This window comes from Sandaracinobacter sp. T42, from assembly GCF_059115405.1.
Genome location: NZ_CM181101.1, coordinates 1204054 through 1223914, shown reverse-complemented (window position 1 = coordinate 1223914; position 19861 = coordinate 1204054). Strand labels below are relative to the sequence as shown.

General features: G+C 67.8%; 23 protein-coding genes. 15 read left to right on the top strand and 8 right to left on the bottom strand.

Going from position 1 to position 19861, the window contains the following annotated elements; translation table 11 throughout:
• The first annotated feature begins 66 nt into the window (after positions 1-66).
• The 5 genes from ACW9TV_RS05855 to ACW9TV_RS05835 all read left to right on the top strand — a co-directional run bounded on the left by ACW9TV_RS05855 (position 67) and on the right by ACW9TV_RS05835 (position 3024).
• Positions 67-303, top strand: a complete 237-nt coding sequence (locus ACW9TV_RS05855) for a biotin/lipoyl-containing protein (RefSeq protein ID WP_494304914.1) — start codon at positions 67-69, stop codon at positions 301-303.
• A gap of 98 nt (positions 304-401) precedes the next feature.
• Positions 402-1130 (top strand): superoxide dismutase, encoded by a 729-nt coding sequence (locus ACW9TV_RS05850; protein WP_494304913.1) that lies wholly within the window; start codon positions 402-404, stop codon positions 1128-1130.
• A 36-nt stretch (positions 1131-1166) separates the two neighbouring features.
• A complete protein-coding gene (locus ACW9TV_RS05845; protein ID WP_494304912.1) occupies positions 1167-2315 on the top strand; it encodes a hypothetical protein in 1149 nt (382 codons plus the stop codon).
• Entirely contained in the window at positions 2312-2656 is a 345-nt protein-coding gene (locus ACW9TV_RS05840) for a hypothetical protein (protein ID WP_494304911.1), read from the top strand. Before ACW9TV_RS05845 ends, ACW9TV_RS05840 begins: the two co-directional genes overlap by 4 nt.
• Positions 2653-3024, top strand: coding sequence for a hypothetical protein (locus ACW9TV_RS05835; RefSeq protein WP_494304910.1), 372 nt, complete (start codon positions 2653-2655; stop codon positions 3022-3024). Before ACW9TV_RS05840 ends, ACW9TV_RS05835 begins: the two co-directional genes overlap by 4 nt.
• 6 nt (positions 3025-3030) lie before the next feature.
• Here ACW9TV_RS05835 and ACW9TV_RS05830 read toward each other — a convergent pair whose 3' ends face one another.
• A complete protein-coding gene (locus ACW9TV_RS05830; RefSeq protein ID WP_494304909.1) occupies positions 3031-3606 on the bottom strand; it encodes a TlpA family protein disulfide reductase in 576 nt (191 codons plus the stop codon).
• On the opposite strand from ACW9TV_RS05830, the gene argH reads away from it, so the two are divergent.
• Genes argH through ACW9TV_RS05805 form a run of 5 tightly spaced genes read left to right on the top strand, consistent with a single transcriptional unit; the run spans position 3605 to position 8324 of the window.
• Positions 3605-5035, top strand: coding sequence for an argininosuccinate lyase (gene argH, locus ACW9TV_RS05825; protein WP_494304908.1), 1431 nt, complete (start codon positions 3605-3607; stop codon positions 5033-5035). The genes ACW9TV_RS05830 and argH overlap by 2 nt on opposite strands.
• Positions 5026-5391 (top strand): hypothetical protein, encoded by a 366-nt coding sequence (locus ACW9TV_RS05820; protein ID WP_494304907.1) that lies wholly within the window; start codon positions 5026-5028, stop codon positions 5389-5391. The genes argH and ACW9TV_RS05820 overlap by 10 nt, the downstream gene beginning before the upstream one ends.
• On the top strand, positions 5391-6653 hold the full coding sequence (lysA, locus tag ACW9TV_RS05815) for a diaminopimelate decarboxylase (protein ID WP_494304906.1): 1263 nt from the start codon (positions 5391-5393) through the stop codon (positions 6651-6653). Before ACW9TV_RS05820 ends, lysA begins: the two co-directional genes overlap by 1 nt.
• Positions 6654-6682: 29 nt before the next feature.
• Positions 6683-7552 (top strand): UTP--glucose-1-phosphate uridylyltransferase, encoded by an 870-nt coding sequence (locus ACW9TV_RS05810; protein ID WP_494304905.1) that lies wholly within the window; start codon positions 6683-6685, stop codon positions 7550-7552.
• Between the two features lie 13 nt (positions 7553-7565).
• Positions 7566-8324 carry a precorrin-2 dehydrogenase/sirohydrochlorin ferrochelatase family protein gene (locus ACW9TV_RS05805; RefSeq protein WP_494304904.1) on the top strand — a complete coding sequence of 253 codons (759 nt, stop codon included), beginning with the start codon at positions 7566-7568 and terminating at the stop codon, positions 8322-8324.
• Here the strand turns inward: ACW9TV_RS05805 and ACW9TV_RS05800 are convergent.
• Positions 8313-8765, bottom strand: a complete 453-nt coding sequence (locus tag ACW9TV_RS05800; protein WP_494304903.1) for an NfeD family protein — start codon at positions 8763-8765, stop codon at positions 8313-8315. The two genes, ACW9TV_RS05805 and ACW9TV_RS05800, sit on opposite strands and share 12 nt — an antisense overlap.
• Positions 8762-9721, bottom strand: a complete 960-nt coding sequence (locus ACW9TV_RS05795; RefSeq protein ID WP_494304902.1) for an SPFH domain-containing protein — start codon at positions 9719-9721, stop codon at positions 8762-8764. Before ACW9TV_RS05795 ends, ACW9TV_RS05800 begins: the two co-directional genes overlap by 4 nt.
• A 79-nt stretch (positions 9722-9800) precedes the next feature.
• Here ACW9TV_RS05795 and ACW9TV_RS05790 point away from each other — a divergent pair, with 79 nt between their 5' ends.
• Positions 9801-10679 (top strand): HpcH/HpaI aldolase/citrate lyase family protein, encoded by an 879-nt coding sequence (locus ACW9TV_RS05790; RefSeq protein WP_494304901.1) that lies wholly within the window; start codon positions 9801-9803, stop codon positions 10677-10679.
• 4 nt (positions 10680-10683) lie between these two features.
• Here ACW9TV_RS05790 and ygfZ read toward each other — a convergent pair whose 3' ends face one another.
• A complete protein-coding gene (gene ygfZ / locus ACW9TV_RS05785; protein ID WP_494304900.1) occupies positions 10684-11463 on the bottom strand; it encodes a CAF17-like 4Fe-4S cluster assembly/insertion protein YgfZ in 780 nt (259 codons plus the stop codon).
• A gap of 35 nt (positions 11464-11498) precedes the next feature.
• Here ygfZ and ACW9TV_RS05780 point away from each other — a divergent pair, with 35 nt between their 5' ends.
• The 4 genes from ACW9TV_RS05780 to ACW9TV_RS05765 are packed head-to-tail and all read left to right on the top strand — an operon-like array spanning position 11499 to position 15299.
• A complete protein-coding gene (locus ACW9TV_RS05780) occupies positions 11499-12842 on the top strand; it encodes a dihydroorotase (protein WP_494304899.1) in 1344 nt (447 codons plus the stop codon).
• Between the two features lie 18 nt (positions 12843-12860).
• The gene (locus ACW9TV_RS05775) at positions 12861-14369 is read left to right on the top strand and encodes a leucyl aminopeptidase (protein WP_494304898.1); all 1509 of its coding nucleotides are present in this window, start codon (positions 12861-12863) and stop codon (positions 14367-14369) included.
• Between the two features lies 1 nt (position 14370).
• Positions 14371-14820, top strand: coding sequence for a DNA polymerase III subunit chi (locus ACW9TV_RS05770; protein ID WP_494304897.1), 450 nt, complete (start codon positions 14371-14373; stop codon positions 14818-14820).
• On the top strand, positions 14802-15299 hold the full coding sequence (locus ACW9TV_RS05765; protein ID WP_494304896.1) for a YbjN domain-containing protein: 498 nt from the start codon (positions 14802-14804) through the stop codon (positions 15297-15299). The genes ACW9TV_RS05770 and ACW9TV_RS05765 overlap by 19 nt, the downstream gene beginning before the upstream one ends.
• 153 nt (positions 15300-15452) lie before the next feature.
• On the opposite strand, the gene ACW9TV_RS05760 is transcribed toward ACW9TV_RS05765, so the two are convergent.
• The 4 genes from ACW9TV_RS05760 to ACW9TV_RS05745 all read right to left on the bottom strand — a co-directional run bounded on the left by ACW9TV_RS05760 (position 15453) and on the right by ACW9TV_RS05745 (position 19806).
• Positions 15453-16388, bottom strand: a complete 936-nt coding sequence (locus ACW9TV_RS05760; RefSeq protein WP_494304895.1) for a hypothetical protein — start codon at positions 16386-16388, stop codon at positions 15453-15455.
• An 80-nt stretch (positions 16389-16468) separates the two neighbouring features.
• On the bottom strand, positions 16469-17092 hold the full coding sequence (locus tag ACW9TV_RS05755; protein ID WP_494304894.1) for a hypothetical protein: 624 nt from the start codon (positions 17090-17092) through the stop codon (positions 16469-16471).
• A 276-nt stretch (positions 17093-17368) separates the two neighbouring features.
• Positions 17369-18880 carry an acetyl-CoA acetyltransferase gene (locus tag ACW9TV_RS05750; protein ID WP_494304893.1) on the bottom strand — a complete coding sequence of 504 codons (1512 nt, stop codon included), beginning with the start codon at positions 18878-18880 and terminating at the stop codon, positions 17369-17371.
• Positions 18877-19806, bottom strand: a complete 930-nt coding sequence (locus ACW9TV_RS05745) for an alpha/beta hydrolase (protein ID WP_494304892.1) — start codon at positions 19804-19806, stop codon at positions 18877-18879. The genes ACW9TV_RS05750 and ACW9TV_RS05745 overlap by 4 nt, the downstream gene beginning before the upstream one ends.
• Between the last annotated feature and the right edge of the window lie 55 nt (positions 19807-19861).

Below are 19861 nucleotides of genomic sequence, written 5' to 3'. Positions count from 1 at the left end.
AACTGCGCCGGCCGCCCGTCAATATGCCCCGATCGGCGGACGACACGCAACGAAGGCTGACCGACCATGGCGACTGATGTGACCATCCCCGAAGACCTCTGGGAAGAGGATTCGGAAACCGGATCGACCCTGATGTGGCTGCACGACGACGGCAGCTGGGTCACCCGCGGGCAGGTGATCGCCGAAGTGCTCGTCGAAAAGGTCACGCTGGAACTGGAAGCCCCGGCGTCGGGCACGCTGCGCATCCAGGCCCAGCCGGAAAGCGTGGTGAACCGGGGGGATGTCGTCGCCGTCATCGAATGAGGCGGCCCGCACGGATTCCCGGCCGGCCGGAAGCCTGCAGGTTGCGCTGCTGACACAATCCGCTAGCACAAGGCAAACCTTTTCGAATGGAGCCCAGGATGCTGAAAGCCATCGCCGCCGCCCTGCTTCTCGTCGCCAGCCCCGCCGCCTTCGCGCAGACCGCTCCGGCCGCGGCTCCGGCTCCGGCTCCGGCCGGTCCCTTCGTGCTGGACGCCCTGCCCTACGGGTTCGATGCGCTGACCCCCGTGATCGACAGGGAAACGATGGAACTGCACTGGGGCAAGCACCATCGCGCCTATGTCGACAATCTGAACCGCGCCGTCACCGCGCCCACCGCGGATCCCGCGCTGAAGGCGCTTTCGCTCGAACAGCTGCTCGCACGCGTGTCCACCTTGCCGAAATCCATCCGCGACAATGGCGGCGGCCACTGGAACCACCGTTTCTTCTGGGCGTTGATGGCGCCCGAAGGCAAGCGCGGCCAGCCGTCCGCCCAGTTGCTCGCCGCGATCGAACGCGACCTGGGCGGCATGGACAAGTTCAAGGCGGCCTTCCAGCAGGCCGGCCTTTCGCAATTCGGATCCGGCTGGGCCTGGCTGATCCTCACGCCGGACGGCAAGCTTGCCGTCACCGCCACCCCCAACCAGGACAATCCGCTGATGGATCTGGCCCCGGTGAAGGGAACGCCGATCCTCGCGAACGATGTGTGGGAACATGCCTATTACCTCACCTACCGCAACCGCCGTGGCGATTATCTCGGCAACTGGTGGAACGTGGTGAACTGGGGCCGCGTGAACGAGCTCTACGCAGAGGCGATTGCGAAGCGCTGACCGATTGGCCATGCTGCGTGCCTTCGGGGGTGCGGCATGGCGTCTGACACGGCTGGTGTGAACGGCGGGCGGATCGCCTTCTTTTTCCTTGGCTACATGGGCCTGTTCGTGCTGGGCCTGCCGGCGCTGTTTCTGGCCCTTTATCAGCGGCAGGTCGGATCGCTGGATTGGCCGCCGCCCGCGGCCGTATCCGGGCATGGCCCGGAATGGGCCGTCGCCGCCGGGCGGTTCACCGATGCCGCCCGGCTTCTGGGCGCGGCGGGGCCCGTCGTCGATGCCCGCGCGGTGGTGCCGGGCGCAACCGCCGCAGCGGCGGCCGTGAACCCGGACGGCAGCCTTGCCGCCGCGGCAGTCGGCCCGGGCGACATGGGCGCCGCCCTCGCCGCCAACTATCGCGTTTCGGAAGCCACGCCCGACGGCCATGTGAAAACGATTGACGGGATGCAGGGTCGGCTGCTGGCGGAACCCGGCCGGGCGCTGATCGTGCTGGGAATGGACAGGGGCACGGCAGAGGCCCGCGCCGAATCCGTGGCTGGCCTGACGAATGCCCCCGCACGGGCGCCGGAGGGGGCGCCCAACGTGGTCGGCGACAGCCAGCGGTGGATCGCCTTCGGGTTCGTCGGCTTCTGGGTGCTGCTCCAGGCCTTCCTGTTCCCCCGCATGGTGAGCTGGGCCGCCGCCGTGCCGCCGGCGCCGGGCCGACAGGCCATTCCGGCAGCCGAACTGGAATCCCGCCTGCTGGGCCTTGCCGCGCTGGACCAGCCCTTCACCCTGGCGCGCGGCGGCGAACCGCACGAACTGGTGGCCGACTGGAAATATTATGATGCGAAATGGCTGGATGCGCTGAAGGCCCATGGCCGGAGGGAAGCGCACCGGATCGTGCTGCGCCTGGATCCGGAAACCCGCACGGTACGCGCGCAGGATCGCCACGCCGCGCTGCACTGGGGCGCGGGCGTCGACGGCGCGATGCTCGACTGGCGCGTGGATCGCGGCATCCGCTTCATCGAATATCAGGCCGGGCGCGAAATCGGCCTGTTCCTTGAGGAAGGCGAACCGAAGCCGAAGGCCGGCCACCCGTGGCGGTTCGACCTGCACGACATGAAACAGCCGCTGATCCGCATCGTGCGCGAGGCGGGCTGGACATGGCGGCCCGTTGTCACCTTCGTCCAGGCGTTCGGCGGATGAAACGGCTGGCTCTTGCCCTGCTGCTGCTTGCCGCGCCCGCCGCCGCCGCACCGTTCGAACCCTTCTTCGAAGGCTTCCGCACGGCGGTGGAAAGGGGTGATGCCGCAATGATCGCCGCTGGAACACAAATCCCCTTCCTGTTCGAAGGCAAGGCGCTGGACGCCCCGGCATTCCGGGCCGCCGTGCCGCGCCTGTTCGATCCGCCGGTGCGCAGCTGCTTCGCCAGGGCCCGTGTGGTGCCCGACGGGGCGCTTCGGCTGATCTTCTGCCAGGGCACAATCTTCGTCTTCGCCGAAACGGCGGAAGGCTGGCGCTTCACGGAGATCGGGGTGGACGATTGAGCTGGTCACGCAAGCTGTGGCTGCTGCTTCTGGCGCTGCTGCTGTGGCCGATCGCGGGGTTCGTCCGCTATGCGCTGTCGTTCACGCCCGGCGCGGGCCCGCAGGGCGGGGAAGCGGTCGCCGTGCTGGCGCTGCTCTACTGGTCGCTCTGGCAAATGATCGCCGTCGGCCAGTGGATCGCCACGATCCGGCGTGGAATCGGCCGCCGCTGGCAGCGTGCGGGCGTGGCGCTGGCCCCGCTTGCGGCCCTTGTGCTCGCGATCCTGTGGACGGATCGCGGATGGCCGTCCATCCCGGCGGGCCTGCTGGTGGTGGCGCTGCTGGGCGGCAGCCAGCTCTGGGCCGGCTGGCGGCTCGGCAGGCGCTAGCGTTCTTCAGACACCCAGGCGGCTGCGGGTTTCCGCCGCCATCCAGTCCCGGTCGCCGGCGTAGCGCCAGACTTCCCGGCCGTCAGCGTCATACAGGATCGTCAGCGGCAGCCCGCGCGCCTTCAGCTGGAACCCGAACTGCATGCCCGATTCCACCCGCGTGGACAGGTTGGGATATTTCGCGGCCGTAAACGCGGGGGACACGGCGCGCCACCCTTCCATGTCCTGGCTGACCGGCACCACCACCAGTCGGCCCTTCGTCGCCGCCGCCAGTGCGTCCAGCGTGGGCAGTTCCTTCACACAGGGTGCGCACCAGGTGGCCCACAGGTTCACCAGTACCGGCTGGCCGGGATTCGCCCTTCGGATGTCGGCGATGGTTTCCGTCGCGCCATCCGGGCCGGTTTCCAGCGCCAGATCCGGCGCGGCGGTGCCCGCGAAGTTGGTGTCGAAACCGCCATGCGGGGATTGCGATTCAGGGGCCGCGCCTTCGGCGGGTTGCGGCTTCTCTGCTTCCGCCTTAGGGCTCGGGGGCTGGCAGGCCGCCAGCAGCAGGATCATCGCAAGGGAAAAGACGGGCTTCATGGCAACCTCCGGCAACGACTCTGGCGCGGCTGCACCGGCTGGCGCCAATGCGCTGTGGGGCGGGCGATTCGAGGGCGGGCCTTCCGCCGTCATGGCCGAGATAAATGCCTCCATCCCCTTCGACAAGCGGCTGTGGCGGCAGGATATCCGCGGCTCCCTCGCCCATGTCGCAATGCTCGGCCGGCAGGGAATCATCGATCAGGCTGCGGCAGATGCCATTTCCGCCGGGCTCGGGCAGGTTCAGGCCGAATATCAGACCGGCGGCGTGCCGGTGGACCTGTCGCTGGAAGACATCCACATGACGGTGGAGACCCGGCTGAAGGAACTCGTCGGGCCGGATGCAGGCCGCCTTCACACCGCGCGCAGCCGCAACGACCAGGTGGCGACCGATTTCAGGCTGTGGGTGCGCGACGCCATCGACAGCCATCTGGCCGCGATCCGAACGCTGGCCGGCGTGCTGGCCGCCCGCGCACTGGAACATCACGCCACCGTCATGCCGGGCTTCACCCACCTGCAGGTGGCGCAGCCCGTCACGCTGGGCCACCATCTGATGGCCTATGTGGAAATGCTGAAGCGCGATTTCGGCCGCTTCCGCGACGCCCGCGTGCGGCTGAACGAATGCCCGCTGGGCTCGGCCGCGCTGGCGGGCACCGGCTTCCCCAACGATCGCGCCTTCACGGCGCAGGCGCTGGATTTCGACCGGCCGACCGCCAATTCGCTCGACAGCGTGTCGGATCGGGATTTCGCCATCGAATATCTCACCAGCGCCACCCAGTGCACCCTGCACCTGTCGCGGCTGGCGGAAGAGATCATCCTGTGGGCCAGCCAGCCCTTCGGCTGGGTCAGCCTGCCCGATCAATGGTCCACCGGCTCTTCCATCATGCCGCAGAAGAAGAACCCGGACGCCGCCGAACTGGTGCGCGGCCATTCCGGGCGCATCCTGGGCCTGATGACGGGCCTGATGGTCACGATGAAGGGCCTGCCGCTCGCCTATTCGAAGGACATGCAGGACGACAAGGAACCCGTTTTCCAGGCGCATGACCTGTTCGAACTCAGCCTCGCGGCCATGGCCGGGATGATGGAAACGATCCGCTTTGTCCCCGCCCGCATGCGCGAAGCCGCCGCCAGCGGCTTCTCCACCGCGACGGATCTGGCCGACTGGCTGGTCCGCGAAGCCGGCGTGCCCTTCCGGGATGCCCATCACATCACCGGCCGCGCCGTGAAGGCCGCCGAGGAAAAGGGCGTGATGCTGGACGGCCTGACGCTGGAGGCACTGGTCGCCGTCGATCCGCGCATCGACGCCCGCGTGTTCGACGTCCTCAGCGTGGAGGCCAGCGTTGCCAGCCGCACCAGCCTGGGCGGCACCGCACCCGTGCGGGTGAAGGCCGCGGCGGAAGCCGCCATCCGGGAGATCCCGCAATGGAACTGAGGGCCATCCTCCTCGCCGCGGCGCTGCTGTTGCCCGCCTGCGGCTACAAGGGCCCCGTCACCCGGCTGGAGCCGCCCGATCCGGCCCTCTCGCGCGAACAGCAGAAGCAGGCCCGCGCCGACGAAAGGCGGATGGTGGCCGAAGGCCTCACGGTCGCGGCAGACGCCCGGCCGCTTCGCGTCGACGACCTGACGGTGAAGCTGGAAGTCCGGCGCGACGATCCGTTCAGCCTGCCGCCCGAAGGCACGCAGACCTCCCGCAAGGTGCCATTCCCCGGCGAGGAAGCGCCAGAGCAGAGCCGCCCCATGCCCGTGCCGCCCGCCCCGGCCGCCACCCCCGCCACGCCGGAGCGCTGATGGACTTCTTCGACCTGAAGGACGGCGAGATGCACGCCGAGGGGGTGGCGCTTTCCGCCATCGCCCGCGATGTCGGAACCCCCGCCTACATCTATTCCGCCGGCACGCTGCGCCGCCATGCCCAGGTGTTCCGACAGGCGCTGGCCGGGCTCGACCGTCCCCCGCTCGTCGCCTTCGCGGTGAAGGCCAACCCCAATGTCGCCGTGCTGAAGCTGCTGGGGCAGGAAGGCCTTGGCGCCGATGTCGTGTCGGTGGGGGAAATGCGCCGCGCGCTGGCCGCCGGCATTCCGCCCGGCCGGATCGTCTTTTCCGGCGTCGGCAAGACGGTGGCTGAAATGCAGGCCGCGCTGGCGGCCGGCATCCTGCAGCTCAACGTCGAAAGCGAAGGCGAACTCCGCCGCCTCTCCGCCGTCGCGTCCGCCATGGGCCGGACGGCCGAAATCGCGATCCGCGTGAACCCGGACGTCGATGCCCGCACGCTCGCCAAGATTTCCACTGGCAAGGCGGAAAACAAGTTCGGCGTCCCGCTGGACCGGATCGAGGCGCTCTATGCGGAGGCCGCCGCCCTGCCCGGCATCCGCCCCGTGGGAGTCGCCGCGCACATCGGCAGCCAGCTGTTCGATCTGGCGCCGCTGGAAGCCGCCTATGCGAAACTCGGCGATCTCGTCCGCCGCCTTCGCGCGGCCGGGCTGCCCGTCACCCGTGTCGATCTGGGCGGGGGGCTTGGCATCCCCTATGATCCGAAGCTGCCGCCCCCGCCATCGCCCGCGGACTATGGCGCGATGGTCGCCCGTGTGACGAAGGGCTGGGATGTCCAGCTGATGTTCGAGCCCGGCCGCCTGATCGCGGGCAACGCCGGCGTCCTCCTGTCAGAGGTCGTCACGGTGAAGACCGGCGCGACCAAGTCCTTCGTGGTGCTGGATGCCGCCATGAACGATCTTATCCGCCCCACGCTCTACGGCGTCTATCACGATATCCGGGCGGTGCGCCCCCGCGCGAACGAAATGGTGGCCACCATCGTCGGCCCGGTGTGCGAAACCGGCGACATGTTCGCAGAGGATCGCACCATCACGACCGTTCAGGAAGGCGACCTCATCTGCCTGATGACGGCGGGCGCCTACGGGGCGACAATGGCCTCCACCTACAACAGCCGGCCGCTGGTGCCGGAGGTTCTCGTGGACGGCGACCGTTATTCCGTCATCCGCATGCGGCAGACGATCGAGGAGATGCTGGAGCTGGACCGGGTGCCGGACTGGCTCTGACAATCGGGGCAAACAGGGAGATTGATTGCATGAAGCCAGTGAAGAAGGCGGTCTTTCCGGTGGGCGGCATGGGCACCCGCTTCCTGCCCGCCACCAAGGCGGTGCCGAAGGAAATGCTGCCCGTGGTGGACAAGCCGCTGCTGCAATATGCGGTGGACGAAGCGCTGGCCGCCGGGATCGAGCAGATGATCTTCGTGACGGCGCGGGGAAAATCCGCGCTGGAGGATTATTTCGATGTGGCGGGCGAACTGGTCGCTACATTGAAGGAACGCGGCAAACAGGCCGAGCTCGCCGTTCTGGACGGCACCCAGCTGACGCCGGGCAACATCGCCTATGTGCGCCAGCAGGAACCGGCGGGGCTGGGTCATGCCGTCTGGTGCGCGCGCCACATCACCGGTGATGAACCCTTCGCCGTGCTGCTGCCGGACGAACTGCTGTGGAATCCGGCCGATCCCTGCCTCGCCCAGATGGTTCGCGCCCGCAACGAGGTGGGCGGCACCGTGATCGCGGTGGTGGAGGTGCCCGAAGCCGAAACGCACCGCTATGGCATCGTCGATCCGGGCGCGTCGAAGGGCAGCCTGACGCAGGTGAAGGGCTTCGTCGAGAAGCCGAAGCCCGGCACCGCACCTTCCCGGCTGGCCGCCGTGGGCCGCTATCTGATCGAGCCCGAGTGCATGGCGATCCTCTCCGAAGGGAAGCGCGGCGCGGGCGGCGAGATCCAGCTGACCGACGCGCTTGCGCAGCTGATCGGCCGTCAGCCCTTCCACGCCCATACCTATTCGGGCGCCCGCTTCGATTGCGGCGACAAGGCCGGGCACATCACCGCCAACATCGCGCTGGCGCTGGAACGGCCGGATATCGGCCCGGCGGTGAAGGTCTGGATGGACAGCAACCTCTGATGGCCGGCTGCTGATGGAAAGCCTGCCGCTGTTCCATCGCCTGGCAGGCCGGCCCGTCCTGGTGCTGGGCGCGGGCGAGGCGGCGGAGGCCAAGGCCCGGCTGGTGAGGGAAGCCGGCGGCATCGTCGTCCAAGAGCCGGGGCCGGACGTGCGGCTGGCGTTCGTGGCGCTGGAACATCCGGAACCGACGGCGTCCGCCCTGAAGGCCGACGGCCTGCTGGTGAATGTGGTCGACCGCCCGGAGCTGTGCGACTTCACCGTGCCCGCCATCGTGGATCGCAGCCCGGTGCTGCTGGCGGTCGGCACCGGCGGCGCCTCCGCAAGCCTCGCCAAGGCACTGAAGGAACGGCTGGAGCAGTGGCTGCCGCCCGGTCTCGGCGCGCTGGCGGTGGCGATCCGCGCATCCCGGGCGGCGGTCGCCCGCGTGCACGCCACCGTGCCGGCGCGCCGCGCCTTCTGGGCGCATGTGCTGGCGCCGGGGGCGGTTCTGGATCCGCTGGCCCCGCATTCCGATCCGGCGGTCGCCATCGCCGATGCGCTGGCCGGCGCCGGTCAGCCCGAAAACAGGATCGACCGCATCGACCTTGGCGAAGACGGGGCCGACGGACTCACCCTGCGCGAACTGCGGCTGCTGGCGCAGGCGGATCTGGTCGTCCATGCGCCCGGTACGCCCGCAGAGGTGCTGGCGCTCGTCCGGCGGGACGCGGCGCGCCGGGCCGGAACCGACGTGCCCGAAGGCGCGACCGGGCGTGTGGTGCTGCTAGCCGTCTAGCCGCACCTTCAGGATCGCGCCGTCGGCGCCCTCGATTCGCACCCGTGCGCCGGCCGGGGCATCCGGGCCTTCGGCGATCCATTCGCCATCCCCCAGCTTCACCCGCCCGCGCCCGCCCTCGATCGGCTGGGTCACGATCGCCGACTGGCCCAGCAGGCGTGTCGTCGGCCGGTTGAGCGCGGGGTCGTCGCTGGCGATCGGCCGCAACCGTTTCAGCTGTCGCGATCCCGCCAGCGCGATCCCGATCCAGATGGCAAAGGCCGCCAGCTGCCCATCCGGCGCGACGTTCAGGACGGCGACGGTCAGCGCCGTGCCGGCGGCGGCCGCCGCCAGCCAGATCATGAAGGCGCCGGGCAGCAGGATCTCGAGCCCGGCGGCGACAGCCGCGACGGAGAGCCACCCCCAGGGCGAGAACAGGAAGGAAAGGACGGCGTCCTTCATTCGTCACCGGGTTTCAGGGCACTGCGGCTGCGCGTCCGGGCGGGCGCCTCGGCATTCACCGTCTTCATCAGTTCCGCGATGCCGCCCACCGATCCGATAATGTTGGACGCTTCCAGCGGCATGAAGATCGTCTTGGCGTTGGGCGAACCGGCGAACTGGCCCAGCGCGTCCACATATTTCTGCGCGATGAAGTAGTTCACCGCCTGCAGGTCGCCCTTGGCGATGGCGTCCGAAACCATTCGCGTGGCGGCGGCCTCCGCCTCCGCCGCGCGCTCGCGCGCCTCGGCATCGCGGAAGGCGGCCTCGCGCCGGCCCTCGGCCTCCAGTATCTGCGCCTGCTTTTCCCCTTCGGCGCGCAGGATGGCGGAGGCGCGCTGGCCTTCCGCCTCCAGCGTGACGGCACGCTTTTCCCGCTCGGCCTTCATCTGCCGCGCCATCGCATCCTGAATGTCGCGCGGGGGCTGGATGTCCTTCACTTCCACCCGCGTCACCTTGATGCCCCAGGGGGCCGTCGCATGGTCGATCACGGTCAGCAGCCGGGCGTTGATCTCGTCCCGCTTGGACAGGCTTTCATCCAGATCCAGGCTGCCCATCACCGTGCGCAGGTTGGTCTGCGTCAGCGCGGTCACGGCTGCGGTCAGGTTGGAAACCTCATAGGCCGCCTTGGCCGCGTCCAGCACCTGGAAGAACACAACGCCATCCACGGACACCAGCGCATTGTCGCGGGTGATGATCTCCTGCGTGGGGATGGGCAGCACCTGCTCCATCATGTTCATCCGCTGGCCCACCCGGTCGACGAAGGGGATGATCAGCGAAAAGCCCGGCTGCAGCGTGGTCGTGTATTTCCCCAGCCGCTCCAGCGTATATTCATAGCCCTGCCGGACGATCGTGACGGAGCTGATCAGCACGAACACCGCCAGCAGAACGAGGATGAGGGCGAAGACGAGAGTTCCCAACGCATGGACCTTTCCGGTGACAAATCTGCCCGGATAGTGTTCGGAAAATCCGCGCGGGGAAAGAGAGGAAGGGACGCAGATGGATTTTCGGCCGAGACGAACGCTTCTCTACCTGCCCGCCTCCAACGCGCGGGCGATCGAAAAGGCCCGCACCCTGCCCGCGGACGTGGTGATGCTGGATCTGGAAGACGCCGTCGCGCCGGACATGAAGCCCGCCGCCCGTGACGCCGCCGTGGCGGCGGCAGCCGACGGGTTCGGCGCGCGCGAACTGGGTATCCGCGTGAACGGATTCGGCACCCCATGGGCAGAAGCGGACTTCGCCGCCGTCGCGGCTTCGAACGCCGCCTTCGTGGTGGTGCCCAAGGTGGACGGTCCGGAAGACGCCGCCAAGGCGGTGGCGCTGGCCGGCGGCAAGCCGCTGTTCGCCATGGTGGAAACGCCGCGCGCGGTGCAGCGGGTGGATGCGATCGCCGATGTGGCGGGTGTGGCCGCGCTGGTGGCGGGGTTCGCGGATCTCACCAAGGATCTGCGCGCGAAGCCGGGGCCAGACCGGCTGCCGCTGATGTATGCCGCCAGCCGCATCGTGCTGGCGGCCCGCGCTTCGGGCAAGCTGGCGTTCGACGGCGTCTTCACCGGCATCGGCGACGAAGCCGGGCTGGCGCTGGAAACCCGGCAGGCGGTGGAATGGGGCTTCGACGGCAAGACCTGCATCCACCCCGGCCAGCTGGAAACCGTCAACCGCCTGTTCGCCCCCTCCCCCGAAGCGGTGGATCATGCGCGCGGACTGATCGACGCCCACCGGCTTGCCATGGCCGAAGGCAAGGCGGTCGCCACCTTCCGGGGCAAGATGGTGGAAGTGCTGCATGTGCTGGAAGCCGAACGCACGCTGAAGATCGCGGAGCTGGTCAGCGAGATGGGCGGGCTCGCCGCAAAGGTGGTGGAAGCCGCGGTGGACTAGCGGGTCAGCCGCCGGCGGGCAGCCAGCCCGGCCGGATCAGCACCGCCCGCGCGCCCGCCACCGTCAGCGGCTGGTCCAGATAGTCCGTCCGGAAGATCGCCATCTGCAGGTCGCCTGTTCCTTCAGGGGACACATGCCGGGCGCCCCGCAGTTCGCCCGCAACCCGGTCGCCCGCCATCACCTGTGCATCCGCCGCCGCAGGCCCGGAAAGCCTGAGCGGCAGCAGCCGCTTCCGCAAACGATCCCGGTGGTGCATCCGCGCGGTGTTTTCCTGGCCCGTGTAGCAACCCTTGGTGAAGCTCACCCCGTTCAGCTCGCGGGCGTTCGTTTCCAGCCACAGCAACTCGTCGCTTCCGATCTCGTCCGCTTCGGGCAGGCCCAGCGGCAGGCGATGGGCGTGCCACGCTTCCATCGTCGCGTCTGCGGCGGCATCCGCTGCGAGGAAGCGGCTGCCCGCCAGCGGGGTGCGCGGATCATTGCCGGGCCCGCCCCATTGCTGGAACACCTTCAGGCCCGGTTCCGGCGCGATCCCCACCTGCCGGCGCAGACGGAACATCGTCAGCCGCTTCGCCAGCGCGTCGGTCTGCGCCGCCTCAACGTCGATCAGCACGTCATCCCCGTCGGCAAACAGGAACAGCTGGAACAGCGCCTTGCCCTGCGGGCTCAGCAGGCCGGCATATTGCGGCGTCGAATCCGTCAGCGCCCCGATGTCCTGGGTCAGCAGCCCTTGCAGGAAGGGGCGCACGTCCGGGCCGGAAAGCCGCAGAATCTTGCGATTGATCATGTGACACAGGGGCATCGCCGTCCTAGATAGCGGGGATGGCAAGCGCTTCAACCTTCGACAGCCTCTGGACGAACGGAACCGTGTGGACTCCGGGCGGCCCGGTCGAGGCCGATATCGGCGTGACGGGCGGCAAGGTGGCCGCCATCCTGCCGCGCGGGCAGGGTTCGGCGGACGAAACACGCGACTGCACCGGCCTGATGATCCTGCCCGGCCTGATCGACACCCAGGTGCATTTCCGCGAGCCGGGGCTGGAGCATAAGGAAGATCTGGAATCCGGCTCCCGCGCGGCGGTGCTGGGCGGCGTGACGGGCCTGTTCGAAATGCCCAACACCAAGCCGCTGACGGATACGGCCGAGGCGATGGCCGACAAGGTCGCCCGCGCAAAGGGCCGCATGTGGACGGATCATGCCTTCTACATGGGCGCCACCGCCGACAATGCGGCCCAAATGGCGGATCTGGAACGCCTGCCCGGCTGCTGCGGCGTCAAGATCTTCATGGGCGCCTCCACCGGCGATCTGCTGGTGGCCGACGACGCGAACCTGCTGAACGTGCTGAAGCACGGCACCCGCCGCGTCGCCATCCATTGCGAGGATGAATTCCGCATGCGCGACCGCATGGGGGAACGCATCGCCGGAGATCCTTCCAGCCACCCCGTCTGGCGTGACGACGAAAGCGCGCTTCTGGCCACGAAGCGGGCGGTGAAGGCCGCGCGGGAAGCGCGGCGTCGGGTGCACATCCTGCATGTCACCACCCCGCAGGAACTGGAATTCCTGTCGCGCCACAAGGACATCGCATCCTGCGAGGTGACGCCCCAGCACCTCACGCTCGCGGGGGAAGAGGCCTATCCCCGCCTTGGCACACTGGCCCAGATGAACCCGCCCATCCGCAGCCGCTGGCATGTGGACGGGCTGTGGCACTGGATGAGCCAGGGCGTGCCGGATGTGCTGGGATCCGATCATGCCCCGCACACGCTGGCGGAAAAGGCGAAGCCCTATCCCGAAAGCCCGTCCGGCATGCCCGGCGTGCAGACGATCGTGCCGCTGATGCTGAACCATGTGGCCGAAGGCCGGCTGACGCTGGCGCGGCTGGTCGACCTGATGGCGTCGGGGCCGCAGCGCCTGTTCGGGCTTACGGCCAAGGGCCGCATCGCGGTCGGCTATGATGCGGATTTCACCATCGTGGATCTGAAGGCGCAATGGACCATCGAGGAGAGCTGGCTTGCCAGCCGTTGCGGATGGTCCCCCTTCACCGGCATGAAGCTGACGGGCAGGCCCGTCGGCACCATCCTGCGCGGCCAGGCGGCCATGTGGGAAAATCAACTGGCAGCTGCCCCGTCGGGCGTGCCATTCCTGTTTGAAGAAACGCTGCGCGGGCAGTGAAACACCGGGGAGATTGAGATGACCAGCGTAACCTTTGCCGCATCGCGGGATGAAAAGAGCCCGGCCGCGCTTGTGCTGTTCGTGGGCGACGGCAGCCAGTTCAGTGCTGCCGCCGAAGCCGTGGACAAGGCCGGCGACGGCCAGCTGGGGCGCGCCATGAAGGCTGCGAACTTCACCGGCAAGAAGGGCAAGATCCTGGAAGTCCTGGCGCCGGCGGGCCTTGGGGCCAGCCGTGTGCTGCTGGCCGGCATCGGGGAAAGCGCCAAGGCGGATGCCCGGGTGTTCGAGGATCTGGGCGGCGAGATCGCGGCCCGGGTGCAGACAACCGACGCGGAACTGGCGGCGGACTTTTCCGGCATCGCGGACCTTGCTGTCGGCACCGATGTCGCCGCGGCGCATTTCGCCCATGGCGTCGATCTCAGGAACTGGCGCTTCGACACCTATCGCACCAAGCTCAAGGACGAACAGAAGGCCAAACTTGCGGGCGTCACGCTGATCGGCGTGGCAGACAGCGCGAAGCCGCTCGTGGACCGTCTCGCCGCCGTGGCAGCAGGCGTCGCCTTCACGAAGGAACTGGTCACGGAGCCGGGCAATATCCTCTACCCGGAAAGCTTCGTCGCCCGCGTGCGGGCGAAGGTGGAGCCGCTGGGCGTGAAGGTGACGGTGCTGGACGAGAAGGATCTGGCGAAGCTGGGCGCGGGCTCCATGCTGGGGGTCGCGCAGGGCTCCGTCCGCCCGGCGCGGCTGCTGGCGATGGAATGGAACGGCACTGGTGATGCGAACGCCACGCCGCTGGCGCTGGTGGGCAAGGGCGTGACTTTCGATACCGGCGGCATTTCGCTGAAGCCCGGCGCCGGCATGGAAGACATGAAATGGGACATGGGCGGCGCGGGCGCCGTTGCCGGCATGATGGTGGCGCTGGCGGGCCGCAAGGCGAAGGCGCGCGTGGTCGGCGTGTGCGGGCTGGTGGAAAACATGCCCGACGGCAACGCCCAGCGCCCCGGCGACATCGTCACCAGCCTTTCCGGCCAGACGGTGGAGGTGCTGAACACCGACGCAGAGGGGCGGCTTGTGCTGAACGACTGCCTCACCTGGACGCAGGCCAACTACAAGCCGAAGGTGATCCTGGATTTCGCCACGCTGACCGGCGCGATCATCATCAGCCTGGCGCATCATTATGCGGGCGTGTTCAGCAATTCCGACACTTTGTGGGGCAATCTGGATCGGGCCGGCAAGGCCGTGAACGATCTGGTGTGGCGCCAGCCGCTGTCGGAACCGGGCGGGCACTATGACCAGTTCATCGACAGCCCTGTGGCCGACATGAAGAATCTGGGCCCGCGCGAAGGCGGCTCGATCACGGCGGCGCAGTTCCTGCAGCGCTACATCAACGAAGGCGTGGAGTGGGCGCATATCGACATCGCCGGCGCGGTGTGGCGGCCCAAGGCCGGCGCCCTGCACGACAAGGGGGCGACGGGCTTCGGCGTTCGACTGGTGGACAAGTTCGTTTCCGACCATTTCGAGGGCTGATTTGCCGCTGGACATCGGTTTCTATCACTGCACCCGCGCGCCTGTGGCGGACGTGGCCGTGCGCCTGTCCGCCAAGGCGCTGGAAGGCGGGCAGCGGCTGCTGGTGATCGGCGCGTCCGACAGGCTGGCTGCGCTGGACAAGGCGTTGTGGACGCTGATTCCGGACAGCTTCCTGGCGCACGGCATGGCCGGCGGCGCCCAGGACGCCGACCAGCCGATCCTGCTGTCCGAAACGGTGGAGCCGGTGAACGGCGCGCGTCTGCTGCTGTCACTTGAGGCGGGTGTTCCGGGCGGAATGGACGGGTTCGACCGCGTGCTGAACCTGTTCGAGGATGGCACCCCCGCGCATGAGCGGGCAAGGCTGGACTGGAAGGCGCTGTCCGCCCGCGAAGGGTTGACGCGCAGCTACTGGCAACAGACGGAGCGGGGTGGATGGGAAAAGCGGGCCTGATCCTGTGTGCATTGCTGGCCGTTCCGGCAGCGGCGGAAGTGCCTGAAACCGCGCTGCTGACGGCGGCGCAGCCGGCAAAGATCGCCGAGGTGGTGCGCCAGCTGGGTCGCCCCGGACTGCTGGAAACCGACGAGGCAGGCGACCCCACGATCGCCACCGGCTTCGGCGGCTATGCCGGCCGCATCTGGTTCTTCGATTGCATGGAGGACGGATCGGACTGTCTCGGCATCCGGCTGCAAGTGGGGATCGGCACGGTCCACAAGCTGACGCTGGCGCAGGTGAACGCGTTCAATCAGGAAAAGCGCTTCGCCACGCTGAGCCTGGACGAGGAAGGCGACCCGATCCTGGCCCATGACATCTCGATGGTGAAGCCGGGCATTTCCGCCGCCGCTTTCAGCGACGCCTTCCGCGTGTTCGACGAACAGGCGGTGGTGCTGGTGGAAATGGTGAAGGCAGCGGAGAGGGCCGCGAAGAAGTAAGCGCCGAACGGGCGGCGTCAGCCAATTACCATATTGGTTGTTCCACGTGGAACATTGACCTACACTTTGGAATCAATGCCTTGGCGTTCACCCGTGTAGGACTTGCGGCCCATATTCCACCAGCCCGGATGCCACGCTGCATCCGGCGCGCCATCATTGCCGGACGCCGGTGCCGCTGCCGCTGCGGTAGCGGATAAGCACCCTGCACAGGCCATCGCTTCCCATCTGTTCGGACTGAACCTGGAATGACCCATTGCCCACCCATGTCGCGGCGCCCGCATGGGCGGCAGCGCAGGTTCTGCCCAGGAAGACCCGCGTCGGGTCGCCCGAAGCCTGCGGGGTGGTCGGCGCTGCGGCAGGCTTTGCGGGTTCCACGCGTGGCGGCGGCACCTCGTCAGTGCGGCGGCTCTGAATCGTGATTCCGGACTGTGCGGTTGCCGTGCCCTGCTGTGCCTGCTGCGCAGCTCGTTGCTGCTGCAGACGCGCGCGCTCGGCGACAGCCTGCTGACGGAGCTGCTCGTCGCGCTTGCGCTGCACATCGGCAGCAGCCCGCTGCTGCTCCGATTGCTGACGCTGCGCAGCCAGGCGCCGGGCTTCATCATCCTGACGCTGGGTGGCCTGGTTGATCAGTTCCACCTGGCGCCGGCGCTCGGCCAGTTCCCGGGACTGGGCTTCCTCTCTCTGGCGCGCGACGGCTTCGGCCTGTTGCGCCTGGACGCGGGCGACGGTGTTGTTCAACCGGGACAGCGAATTGGCCAGCGCGCGTTCATTCGCGGCTTTCTGCGCATTCCAGGCCGCAGCCTTCTGCGCGCGTTCGGCCTCGAACTCGGCTTCTGCCAGCGCCTCTTCTTCCAGTCGCTGGGCTTCCTGCGCCGCGGCAATGCGCTGCGATTCCACCCACTGTCGCTGCGCTTCCTCTTGACGCCGCGCGTCTTCCTGCCGTTTCAATTCGGCCTGACGCGCCAGTTCGATGCTGCGCGCCTTGCTGGCCTGTACGCTCTTGCGAAGCTTCGCCAGATCTTCTTCCGAAAGCTTGCGTGGCGTGACGGCCGCCGGTGCGGCCACACCGCCCTCGGCGGCCCCGGCCACCGCGGGCCCGGATGCCGAGACGGCTACGCCGACCAGCAGGCCCAGGATCGCGCTCGTCGGCTTTCCAGGCGCTTTCATCTTCAGAACCCCGTGTCCCTCGTCAGGTCGCAACTAAGTTTCAGGAACTTCATCGCATATTCGATCCTGTCGAGTAGCTCCGGATCTTCCGTTGCGTACACGATGGCCTTGCCCCCGGACCTCACGGCCACTCTGTTCGGCACGCCCGGACGCCACTTGCTATGCTCAAGGGTGCCTTTCTGATGCCACCAGGTTCCTCTCTCGATGATGGCCTTGCCCCAATCCACATCCGCAACAAGAATGGCGGGTTCCTGCAGAGCCTCGAACGAATGCACCATGTTACCGGCGGTCGAGTTATGGTAAGCCACATTCACCGGTTTGGAGGTGGCGCGTGTCTGACAGGCACTGGCGCCTCGCTCGATTGTGTGGGCGTTATAGTCATACCGCCTCGTCTCCTCGACCGGAAAGCCATTACAGGCGCCGGTCGTGGTGCTTGTACACAAATGCCGCACCTTCAAGTCACCCACGACAAAGGCGCGGGCATTTCCGCCCTGAATGACAACCGAAAGGAATTTCTGCGCGCCTTCCGCCGTCTGCGTCTGCGCTGTTGCGGCACCCGCCACGAGCCCAAGGGATGCGACGCAGATGGCAGCAAGAAACGTCCGGCCTGTCATTTTCCTTCTCATGCTCCCTGAATGTTATTCAGAAACAAGGATCGTCAAATCCGGCGGGCGTCAAGATGTCCCGTCTTAATCAAGCCTTTCGCGCCGGGCTCGCGAACAATCCTTGACGGTTCAGGCTTGCCGGACTTGCCGCTGCGCCCGGAGAATATGGACAAAAGCAACGGCGCAAGGCCCGCGAAACCGGGAAGCGGAGCCGACTGAACAGGCCCGGTGCTGCCGAAGCCCTTGCAGAGGGAACATGGATGCGTGCGCAACCCTGCCCCCTTCTGCCGGGCCGGATCAGATCAGGGTGGCGATGTTGACCGTATCCGTCGGCTTCACGCGCACCTTGCGGCCGATAACCGGCACGTCGATCAGGCTGCCCGGATTTTCGTGGATCTGGGCGAGGAAGCGGGTGCCATCATCCAGCCGGCCGATCAGCAGGGCAAAGGCCGGTTCGCCCTTGATGTGGACGACGGTGAAGGTTTCGATCGTGCCTTCGCCTTCGGGCTTTTCCGTGAAGCCGGGGCTGGGCATGGCGTCGATGTCCGCCTGATAGCCGGCGGGGTCGGCGCGTTCGAACGCCTTGGGGGTCGTGCTCCACACGCCGAAGCTGTGCTTCGTGAGGTAGCCGCCGTTGGCGAAGACCAGGCCATAGCTGCCGGGGTTGGCCCGGCAACGGGCTGCCACTTCGGCAATGCCGTGCATGGAGTAATTGTTGCCGGGGCCGCCGAAATAGGGAAGCCCGCCCGTCAGCGTGAGGCCGCGGGGATCATCCTGCGCGATTCCGATTTCATCCGCCGCGATCTCCACGGCGCTGGAAAAGCAGCTGTAGATGTCCATGTGCGCCAGATCGGCCGGTGTGATGCCCGCCTGCTTCAGCGCGTGCGCCGCGCCGATCCGGATGGCGGGGGACGAATGATAGTTCACCCGCTCGCGCACCAGGATCTTTTCATGCGTGTCGGCATTGCCGTGCAGATAGACGCGCTTGCCGGCGGGCACGCCCAGCCGGTCGGCCGCCTCGCTGCTCATCAGCAGAAGGGCGGCGGCCTGATCCACGAACATGTTGGCGTTCAGATATTTGGTATAGGGATAGCCGATGTAGCGGTTGTCGCCTTCCGGCGTGATGATCTCTTCCGCCGTGCGCGCCACTGGCAGCTGGGCATAGGGGTTGTTCGCCGCGACCTGCGTGAAGCGGGCCATCAGTTCGCCGATGGCCCGGCGGTGGGCGACAGGATCGCGGCCGTAATGGGCGCCTAGGGCGTTTTCGAACAACGGGTAGATGTTCACCGGCAGGGCGATGCCGTGCTGCATTTCATGCGGGGTGGCATAGCGCGTCTTGTCCGGCCATTGTTCGGCGGGCTGGGGCGCTTCCTCTGCCCAGTCCAGCTTCAGGCCTGCCTTTTGCGCACGGGCCTGGCTGCGCAGCGGCTCGCAGCCCGTCAGCAGCACCACATCATGCGCGCCCTGCGTGATCAGCTGGGAAAAGTGGTTCACCAGCATCTGCGGCGAGTTGCCGCCGACAGGGCCATAGAGCATCCGCTTCGGATCGGCGCCGATCCGTCGGGCCACGCTCCATGGCAGGTTGTTCTGCTGCCCGAAGGGCGCGCCGAAGCCGGAATCCTGGAACAGGCGCACAACGGCGACACAGTCGATCGCCGCTTCCGCGCCGGTCGCGCCGCTGTCCGCGATCGCCGCGCGGGAAACGGCCGCCATCATGTCCTGCGGGGAGAGGCCCTGCCCGGGTTCGGAGGTGCGGTCGACGCTCTGCGCGATGCCGACGAGGACGGGAGTGCGGGGATCGATGTTCATGCAACAGCCTTCATTGATGCGGCCCAGCGGGCGGCGCGGTTCAGGGTTTCGGTGGCGACGGGGGCGATTCCGCCCATGGAGAAGAAGCCGTGGATCGTGCCTTCCACATGATCGTGGATGGTTTCGACACCCGCGGCGTGCAGCCGGCCAGCATAGGCCATGCCTTCATCGCGCAACACATCATGGCTGGCGGTGATCACATAAGCGGGCGGCAGGCCGGACAGATCGGCCGCGCGAAGCGGCGCCGTCGTCGCATCCGGCGCGGACGTATCGGGCAGCCAGTGCGCCCAGAACCATTCCATCGCTTCGCGCGTCAGGCCGAAATCCGCATTCAGTGCATAGCTTTCATGGGCATCCGCCGGATAATCGGTAACGGGATAGACCAGAAGCTGACCGGCAAGCGGAGGGCCATCCTGCCGGGCGGCGAGCGCGGCGAGCGCGGCAAGGTTTCCGCCGGCGCTGTCGCCGCCAACGATCAGACGGGCCGGATCCCCCCCGTGCGCTGCGGCATTGGCGGCCGCCCAGTGAAGGGCGGCGGCCGCATCCTGCTGCTGGGCCGGGGCCTTTGCTTCGGGGGCGAGGCGATAATCCACGCTGATCACCAGCAGCGGACCATGGGCGCTGAGGAAGCGGCAGACATTGTCGTGCGTTTCGATGGAGCCAAGCACCCAGCCCCCGCCATGCAGCCAGACCAGGGTCGGCAGCGGATGCGGCGCGCCCTGCGGCGTGTAGATGCGGAGGGGTAGCAGCCCGGCCGCCGTGGGGATCGAAAGATCGCGCGTCTCCACCGTATCCGGCGCGAACGGGCGCAGCAGGTCCACGCGCTGGGCCATCCCCGCGCGTGCCTCGGCCACGGACTGCGTCTCCAGCGCCGGCTGGCCTTTGCCCATTTCCAGCATCTGGGCGATGACGGGATCGAGTTCCATCGTGCGTCTCCCTGCTTTCCCCGCCCTACCGGGGCCGGCGCAACCGTGCAGCTAG